Annotated in this window: 7 protein-coding genes; 3 read left to right on the top strand and 4 right to left on the bottom strand. The window is 42.9% G+C overall.

The window, feature by feature from the left end:
• The first annotated feature begins 194 nt into the window (after positions 1 to 194).
• The 3 genes from glyQ (at position 195) to HUS62_RS20000 (ending at position 3683) form a co-directional block, all read left to right on the top strand.
• Entirely contained in the window at positions 195 to 1094 is a 900-nt protein-coding gene (gene glyQ / locus HUS62_RS20010) for a glycine--tRNA ligase subunit alpha (RefSeq protein ID WP_054554789.1), read from the top strand.
• An 8-nt stretch (positions 1095 to 1102) separates the two neighbouring features.
• Positions 1103 to 3172 carry a glycine--tRNA ligase subunit beta gene (gene glyS / locus HUS62_RS20005; RefSeq protein WP_062564602.1) on the top strand — a complete coding sequence of 690 codons (2070 nt, stop codon included), beginning with the start codon at positions 1103 to 1105 and terminating at the stop codon, positions 3170 to 3172.
• A gap of 61 nt (positions 3173 to 3233) precedes the next feature.
• A complete protein-coding gene (locus HUS62_RS20000; RefSeq protein WP_054554787.1) occupies positions 3234 to 3683 on the top strand; it encodes a hypothetical protein in 450 nt (149 codons plus the stop codon).
• A gap of 335 nt (positions 3684 to 4018) precedes the next feature.
• Here HUS62_RS20000 and HUS62_RS19995 read toward each other — a convergent pair whose 3' ends face one another.
• From HUS62_RS19995 to fadB, 4 genes are all read right to left on the bottom strand, one after another.
• Complete coding sequence (locus tag HUS62_RS19995; RefSeq protein ID WP_175080909.1) at positions 4019 to 4543, bottom strand: REP-associated tyrosine transposase; 525 nt, start codon at positions 4541 to 4543, stop codon at positions 4019 to 4021.
• Between the two features lie 135 nt (positions 4544 to 4678).
• The gene (gene tusA, locus HUS62_RS19990; protein ID WP_054554785.1) at positions 4679 to 4918 is read right to left on the bottom strand and encodes a sulfurtransferase TusA; all 240 of its coding nucleotides are present in this window, start codon (positions 4916 to 4918) and stop codon (positions 4679 to 4681) included.
• 153 nt (positions 4919 to 5071) lie between these two features.
• On the bottom strand, positions 5072 to 6238 hold the full coding sequence (gene fadA, locus HUS62_RS19985) for an acetyl-CoA C-acyltransferase FadA (protein ID WP_063701448.1): 1167 nt from the start codon (positions 6236 to 6238) through the stop codon (positions 5072 to 5074).
• A gap of 5 nt (positions 6239 to 6243) precedes the next feature.
• Positions 6244 to 8403, bottom strand: a complete 2160-nt coding sequence (gene fadB, locus HUS62_RS19980; protein ID WP_063701450.1) for a fatty acid oxidation complex subunit alpha FadB — start codon at positions 8401 to 8403, stop codon at positions 6244 to 6246.
• Positions 8404 to 8492: the final 89 nt, after the last annotated feature.

The following is an 8492-nucleotide window of genomic DNA, read 5'->3' as shown; positions in this document are numbered from 1 at the left end:
CAAGAGCGATAAAGCCTAAGCCATCAAAGTACCCACATAAAAAAAGAAATGCCAGTCAGCTTAACTGACTGGCATTGGCCTACAGGCTCCTTTTTTTATTGCTGAAAAAGCACAAACTGCTTAAAACCTTACTGCACACAAGGTATACTGAGAGCAATTTTCAGACTAAACGCACCAGATACTATAAGCCAAATATGCAAAAATATGACGTTAAAACCTTTCAAGGTTTGATCCTGGCTTTACAGGACTATTGGGCACAGCAAGGCTGTGTGATTGCTCAACCACTTGATATGGAAGTGGGAGCAGGGACATTTCATCCGTTAACTTTCTTAAAGTCGATTGGCCCAGAGCCAATGTCGAGCGCGTATGTTCAACCATGCCGCCGTCCAACTGATGGTCGTTATGGTGAAAACCCGAACCGTTTACAGCATTACTACCAATTCCAAGTAGTATTAAAGCCATCACCAGAAAACATCCAGGAGCTTTATTTAGGCTCTTTAGCTGCTGTTGGTATTGATACACTAACTGATGAAGTTCGCTTCGTAGAAGACAACTGGGAGTCGCCTACATTAGGTGCATGGGGTCTGGGTTGGGAGATCTGGTTAAACGGCATGGAAGTAACTCAGTTCACTTACTTCCAGCAAGTAGGTGGCTTAGAGTGCTCACCAGTAACCGGTGAAATCACTTATGGTCTTGAGCGTTTAGCAATGTATATTCAGGGCGTAGATAGTATCTATGACCTAGTATGGGCAGACGGTCCTATGGGTCGTGTGACATACGGTGATGTATTCCATCAAAATGAAGTAGAGCAGTCAGCTTATAACTTCGAACAAGCGGATGTTGAGTTCTTATTTGCACAGTTCGATCACTGTGAAAAAGAAAGCGAAAAGCTAATTGAAGCAGGCCTACCATTACCAGCTTATGAGCAAGTAATGAAAGCATCACATGCGTTTAACTTATTAGACGCTCGTCACGCTATCTCAGTAACAGAACGTCAACGTTATATCTTACGTGTTCGTGCTTTATCTAAAGCATGTGCGCAAAGTTACTATGATGCCCGTGAAGCTCTTGGTTTCCCGCTTTGTAAGGATTAAGAATTAGCATGTCAGCAGAAAATTTATTAGTAGAAATTGGCACAGAAGAGTTGCCACCGAAAGCACTTCGTAAACTTGCTGAGTCGTTTGCTGAGAACTTAGCAACTGAGCTTGCAAGCTTAGAATTAAATCACCAAGGTGTTAACTGGTACGCATCACCACGTCGTTTAGGTTTACGTGTTAGTGCACTTGAAGCAAAACAAAGTGACAAGGTTGTAGAAAAGCGTGGTCCTGCAGTTGCAGCAGCTTTTGATGCCGATGGTAATCCAACTAAAGCAGCAATGGGTTGGGCTCGTGGTTGTGGTATCGATGTAAGCGATGCACAAACACTTGAGACAGATAAAGGCGCTTGGTTATTACATAAAGCACAGGTTGAAGGTCAAGCAACTACATCGCTTATGAGTGATGCAGTAAACAAAGCTCTTGCAAAATTACCTATCCCTAAACCAATGCGTTGGGGGGCAAATAAAACACAATTTATTCGCCCAGTACACACTGCAACTATTTTGTTTGGTAGCACGCTAATCGAAGGCGAAATCCTTGGTAAGCAAGTTGGCAACCAATTACAAGGTCACCGTTTCCATCATCCAGAAAAAGTCACAATCAACCACGCTGACGATGTGTTTGATGTGCTGAAATCTGCTTACGTTGTCGCTGACTTCGAAGCACGTAAAGCACAAATTCGTGAACAGATTGAAGCAGCAGCTAGCGCTGTAAATGCAAAAGTAGCGATGGATGAAGACTTACTTGAAGAAGTAACATCCTTGGTTGAATGGCCAGTAACGCTGACAGCAACATTCGAAGAAGCATTCTTAGATGTTCCTTCAGAAGCGCTTATCTATACCATGAAGGACGACCAAAAGTACTTCCCGCTATTAGACCAAGATGGCAACTTACTTAACAAGTTCCTATTTGTTTCTAATATCGAAAGTAAAGATCCAAGCGTGGTAATTGCTGGTAACGAAAAAGTTGTTCGTCCTCGTTTAGCGGATGCACAGTTCTTCTACGAAACAGATAAGAAGAAAACGCTAGAGAGTCGCTTAGAGTCTCTAGATACTGTTTTATTCCAAAAGCAACTTGGTACGTTGAAAGACAAATCTGAGCGTATTAGTGAACTTGCAGGTTACATTGCTGAGCAATTAGGTGCTGATGCAGAGCTGGCTAAGCGAGCAGGTTTATTAAGTAAAACAGACTTAATGACCGAAATGGTCATGGAGTTTACCGACGTACAAGGTGTAATGGGTATGCATTACGCTCGTCACGACGGTGAAGCTGAAGAAGTTGCACTCGCGCAAAACGAACAATATATGCCTCGCTTCGCGGGTGATAACTTACCAACAAATGTGATCAGCTGTGCGGTAGCTATTGCTGATAAGTTTGATACGCTGGTGGGTATTTTTGGTATTGGTCAAGCGCCAAAAGGCGACAAAGACCCATTTGCACTTCGCCGTGCAGCAATTGGTGCATTACGCATCATGGTTGAAAAATCATTACCGCTAGATATCTTAGACCTTGTTGCTAAATCACAAACGCTATTCGGTGAAAAGCTAACGAACCTAAACGTATCAACAGATGTGTTTGAGTTTATGTTAGGTCGTTTCCGCGCATGGTATCAAGATGAAGGTATCGAAGTTGATGTCATTCAAGCAGTGCTAGCACGTCGCCCAACTAAACCAGTTGATTTCGACCGCCGTGTTAAAGCAGTAAGTCACTTCCGTACATTAGACGCAGCAGAAGCGCTTGCAGCAGCAAATAAACGTGTAAGCAATATCTTGGCTAAGAATGACATCACAACACAAGGTGATGTGAATGAGAGCCTATTAAGCGATGACGCAGAAAAAGTATTAGCGTCACACGTTGCTAAGTTTGCAACTGAGCTTGCACCTTTATATGCAAATGGCGATTACCAAGAGGCATTATCTCAACTTGCGGGTATCCGTGAGAGTGTTGATAACTTCTTCGATAACGTCATGGTAATGGCCGATGACGAAGCGGTTAAACAAAACCGTTTAGCATTATTAAGCCAACTAAGCCGTCTGTTTTTAGATATTGCTGATATTTCTGTACTTCAGAAGTAAGCAGTAGCCAATTAATAAAAGCCAGCTCAGTGCTGGCTTTTTTGTAGCATAAGGAACAGTAATGAAACGTGTAATTACTTTAGCATTAGCAGGCTTATTAACTGCCTGTTCTAGCCAAATGCAAATGCCAAGCATTGACGATATTCTGCCAAGCAAAGAGCTTGACCGTACTATGTACTTACGTGGTGATTTCACCTTGTGGGATGCGGAGCCGCAGTATCAATTAGAGCAAGTTGCTCCAGGCATATTCCAAACCGACGTTAAATTTTCTACACCTGGTAAGGTTTATGAATTCAAAGTAGCGGATGCAGATTTTAGCGAAGGCTATAACTGTGGTTACAGTGATATGGACCCAGCAGGGCAATCATTAGTGCTAGGCCAAGCCGCCAATGCAGACTGTAATACCATCTACAATTATTTCAGCTTTAAACCCGCTGCAAAAGGTGTGTATGTAGTAAGCTTTGATTACCGCAATAGTAATCAACCAAAAGTGACAGTAACTCGAAAGTAAAGCTCTGCGCTGGTAGGTTGGGTAGAGCGTAGCGAAACCCAACGCATGCACTCTCCTTTAAGGTTAGCTGGGGTATCTAGCTCTGCAACTGATTAGCTATCGGGTGTGTTGGATTTGCCAGCAATCACGTTGGGTTTCGTTGCTCTCAACCCAACCTACGTACTCAAACCCGCTGCAAAAGGTGTGTATGTAGTGAGCTTTGATTACCGCAATAGTAATCAACCAAAAGTGACAGTAACTCGAAAGTAAAGCTCTGTGCTGGTAGGTTGGGTAGAGCAGAGCGAAACCCAACACACTGGTTAGGCTAGCGTTAGAACAAAGCGCCAGCCTTCTCATCAATCTTCATATAGATTAAGTGCGATATCTAACTCATCAACTGACAAATTAAAAGCAGATGACTTACTCAATTTCCTATAAGACGAAAATGGCCAGTCTCCGACTTGATTCACGTATTTATGTTTCACAGGGTTGAAGTAAATATAATTAATATGGTTCATTAGGTCTTGCTCGTCCTTTATATAATGCTCCAAATACCGTCTCTGCCAAATACCTCGTTCACATTTATGAATACGGCTAGGCGATTTATGCTCGCAATTATTTAGCTGTCTAGAAAAATTAGACTTAATTAACCGCCACCGTTTTGCATAATCACAATCCCCAGCGGGTAGTTGCCAAATAGCGTGTAAGTGATCTGGAAGAATGACAATGGCAAGCGTTTTAAAAGGATGTGACTTAAACACACTTTTATAAGCTGAGCGTAGCTGAGTGATGTTTGAAGTTAAAAGTGCTGAGTTTCTTTGCGCTATCGCTAGAGTAAAGAAATAGGTGCCACCGGGGACTAGTACTCTTCTGTATCGCATACATTCATCCTTGAATGTTAAATGATAAGAGTAGCTTAATTTCGATTAAAAGTTGAATTTCACGAACTTTAATTTGTTGCCATCATCTTGCGATAACGTTGGGTTTCGCTTCGCTCTAACCAACCTACGAGCTCGTTATAACCCTTTCTTCACCAAGTATCGATACGGTGCTTGTTCTACATCTTTGGCTACGAGAGTGTGATCCATAAAGGTACAAAAGCTTGGGATATCGCGGGTGGTTGATGGGTCATCGGCGATGATAAGTAAGGTTTCGCCATCTTTCATTTTACGTACTGCACCACGCACCATCATGACAGGTTCTGGACAACGTAGGCCAAGTGCATCTAATTGGTGATCGGGATTATCAAAACTCATGGCTGACCTTTTGGATGAAAGAGACAATTAATAAGCGGCTATTTTAACTTTCTATTGCCGCCAGTTTCAATAAGTGAAAGCAAAGCAAATAAAAAAGGCGCACTGAGCAATTCAGTGCGCCTTTTTATCACCAAGATGTTTGGCGTGAGCTCGTTATTCTACTCGCTCAAATACAGTTGCAATACCTTGACCTAAACCAATACACATAGTTGCTAGACCGTATTTAGCGTTCTTGTCTTCCATTAGGTGAACAAGCGTTGTGCTAATACGTGAACCAGAACAACCAAGTGGGTGACCAAGTGCAATTGCACCACCATTTAGGTTAACTTTCTCATCTACCACATCCATCAGACCTAGGTCTTTTAATACTGGTAGAGATTGTGCTGCGAATGCTTCGTTAAGCTCAGCAACATCGATATCGTCGATAGTGATACCTGCTTGTTGAAGTGCTTTTTGCGATGCTGGTACAGGGCCGTAACCCATGATTGATGGATCGCAACCTGCAACAGCCATTGATTTAATACGCGCACGAATTGGTAAACCAAGTTCTTTTGCTTTTTCTTCGCTCATTACAAGCATTGCTGACGCGCCGTCAGAAAGTGCAGAAGAAGTACCTGCCGTTACGCTACCTGATGCTGGATTGAATACAGGGCGTAGTTGCGATAAACCTTCTACAGTTGTTTCTGGACGGATTACTTCATCGTCTTCAACTAAGATTAAAGAACCATCTGCATCATGACCTTCCATTGGCAGGATTTCACGACGGAAACGACCTTCAACAGTTGCCGCGTGTGCACGTTGATGTGAACGGTAAGCAAACTCGTCTTGTTGCTGGCGGCTAATGCCGTGCAGCGTTGCAAGGTACTCTGCAGTTAAACCCATTACGCCGGCAGCTTGTGCTACAGACGTTGATAAACCAGGGTGAAAATCATTACCGTGAGTCATAGGTACGTGACCCATGTGCTCAACACCACCAATGATGTAGGTATCACCAGCGCCAGTCATAATAGCGCGTGCTGCATCGTGTAATGCTTGCATTGATGAGCCACATAAACGGTTAACTGTGACAGCTGGCACTGAGTGCGGAATACCGGCGAGTAGTGCTGCGTTACGAGCAATGTTAAAACCTTGCTCTAAAGTCTGTTGTACACAGCCCCAGTAAATATCATCAATTGATGCTGGATCAACGGCTGGGTTACGGTCTAACAAACCTTTCATTAAGTGAGCACTTAAATCTTCCGCACGCTTGTTTTTGAATACGCCGTTCTTAGAACGACCCATTGGTGTGCGGATACAATCTACGATTACTGGATTATTCATGTTAATTATCCTTCCACCTTATAGAATACACGGCCTTCTTCGGCCCACTTGCGAGTTTCATCAGATACTTGGTAAATCGCACCTAAGTGAGCGTACTTATCTGCTGTTGCAACAAAGTTCGCTAAACCAGTTTGATCTAAGTAACGGAATGCACCGCCTCTAAATGGAGGGAAACCAATGCCGTAAATTAGCGCCATGTCAGCTTCTTGTGGAGACGCCACGATACCTTCTTGTAAACAAAGTAGTACTTCGTTGATCATAGGGATCATACAACGGTCAATGATTTCTTGTTTATCAAAGTCTTTAGGTGCATCAGTGATGGCACTTAGTAACTCAGTTGCTGTTGCATCTTGTGCCTTTTTAAGGCGACCACGGCGGTCTGGTGCATATTGGTAGAAACCAGAACCATTTTTCTGACCAAAACGTTTTTCGTTTGCAAATACAGTAACAGGGTCTTTATCTTGACGAGCCATACGCTCAGGGAAACCATCTGCCATTACACCAGTACAGTGGTAAGCCGTATCGATACCTACAACATCAAGAAGGTAGGCAGGGCCCATAGGCCAACCAAATACATTTTCCATTACTTTATCAACTTTCGCGAAGTCAGCACCTTCAACAACAAGTTTGCTGAAGCCTGCAAAGTAAGGGAATAATACGCGGTTTACAAAGAAACCAGGGCAGTCGTTTACAACGATTGGTGATTTACCAAGTTTTAAAGCGTAATCAACAACCGCATTAATTGTTGCTTCTGATGTTTTTTCACCGCGAATGATTTCTACTAATGGCATTTTTGGCACTGGATTAAAAAAGTGCATACCACAGAAGTTTTCTGGTTTTTCAAGTGCAGATGCTAACTCGTCAATACGAATTGTTGAGGTATTTGAAGTTAGGATAGTGCCCGCTGGTAAGTCTTTTTCAAGACCTGCAAGAACGGCTTGCTTCACTTTAGGGTTTTCAACCACGGCTTCAACAACAATATCAGCACTTTGTAAGTCTGCATCGTTAAGCGTCGGTTTGATCTTGCCTAATGTAGCAACCATCTTTTCCATCGCCATATGGCCACGTTGTACTTTTTTACCAAGTAGCTTAGAAGCTTCGCCCATACCTAAATCAAGTGCATCTTGGTTGATGTCTTTCATGATAATAGGTGTGCCTTTATAAGCAGACTGATAAGCAATACCGCCGCCCATAATACCTGCACCTAATACAGCGGCTTGTTTAATTTCAAGTTCACTGTGCTTAGCTTGCTTCTTCGCTTTACCTTTAATGTATTGGTCAGCTAAGAAAATACCTGTTTGTGCTGCTGCTTCGCTTGTTGCTGCTAATTTAGCAAAGTTAGCGTTTTCAATCGCCATTGCTTCAGCGCGTTCACAATTTGCAGCTGCTTTAATTGTTCTTACTGCCATAACGGGTGCTGGGTAATGACCTTTTGTCTGACCCATTACCATACCTTCCGCCATCGCAAAGCTCATGCCTTGCTCAACACGGTTCATTTTCAGTGGCTGTAATTTTACTTGTCGTTTTGCTTGCCAATCTAGCTTGCCAGCAATTGCTTGTTCAAGTGTTGATATGCTTGACTCTAAAAGTTTGTCAGCACTAACTACCGCGTCAAACGCACCAACTTTAAGTGCATCCGCAGCACGGTTTTCTTTGCCTGTGGTGATCCACGTCATCGCATTATCAGCGCCAATCAGGCGCGGAAGGCGAACAGTGCCACCAAAACCAGGCATAATGCCTAATTTAACTTCAGGTAGGCCAATTTTAGCATCAGTACTACCAACGCGATAATCGGTAGCAAGTGCCCACTCACATCCACCACCAAGCGCCATGCCGTTTACAGCACTTAACGTTGGGAAAGGTAAATCTTCAATAGCGTCAAAAACGTCAGTTGCATTTTTGATCCATGCAACAAGTTCTTCTTGAGGTTTAGTGAATGTAGGTAAAAATTCGAAAATGTCGGCGCCGATAATGAAATGATCTTTATCGCTGGTGAACACCATGCCTTTGATATCTGAGTTTGTTGCCAATTCTTTTAATGCTAAAGCGCAATCTTGCAAGGTTTGCTGCGAAAGTTTGTTTACTGAACCGTCGGCACAGAACTTAAACTCGGCGATGTTGTCCTTGATGAAAGCAACTTCAAATGAATCGCTTTTATATAACATTATTATTCTCCCTAGTTAATTAACTAAGACTGGTACGATGAGTTTGCATTTCAATCAGTGTGCTTGCTTTAAAATGAAAATGCAACGAA

Source organism: Pseudoalteromonas sp. 0303 (assembly GCF_013349995.1).
In the GTDB taxonomy this organism is placed as follows: Bacteria; Pseudomonadota; Gammaproteobacteria; order Enterobacterales; family Alteromonadaceae; genus Pseudoalteromonas.
Note: the sequence above shows the minus strand (reverse complement) of the source record. Positions and strands in the feature narration are given on the sequence as shown.

Coding starts and splice junctions, on each gene's coding strand:
- glyQ (WP_054554789.1), top strand. CDS start 195: ATGCAAAAATATGACGTTAAAACCTTTCAAGGTTTGATCCTGGCTTTA.
- glyS (WP_062564602.1), top strand. CDS start 1,103: ATGTCAGCAGAAAATTTATTAGTAGAAATTGGCACAGAAGAGTTGCCA.
- HUS62_RS20000 (WP_054554787.1), top strand. CDS start 3,234: ATGAAACGTGTAATTACTTTAGCATTAGCAGGCTTATTAACTGCCTGT.
- HUS62_RS19995 (WP_175080909.1), bottom strand. CDS start 4,543: ATGCGATACAGAAGAGTACTAGTCCCCGGTGGCACCTATTTCTTTACT.
- tusA (WP_054554785.1), bottom strand. CDS start 4,918: ATGAGTTTTGATAATCCCGATCACCAATTAGATGCACTTGGCCTACGT.
- fadA (WP_063701448.1), bottom strand. CDS start 6,238: ATGAATAATCCAGTAATCGTAGATTGTATCCGCACACCAATGGGTCGT.
- fadB (WP_063701450.1), bottom strand. CDS start 8,403: ATGTTATATAAAAGCGATTCATTTGAAGTTGCTTTCATCAAGGACAAC.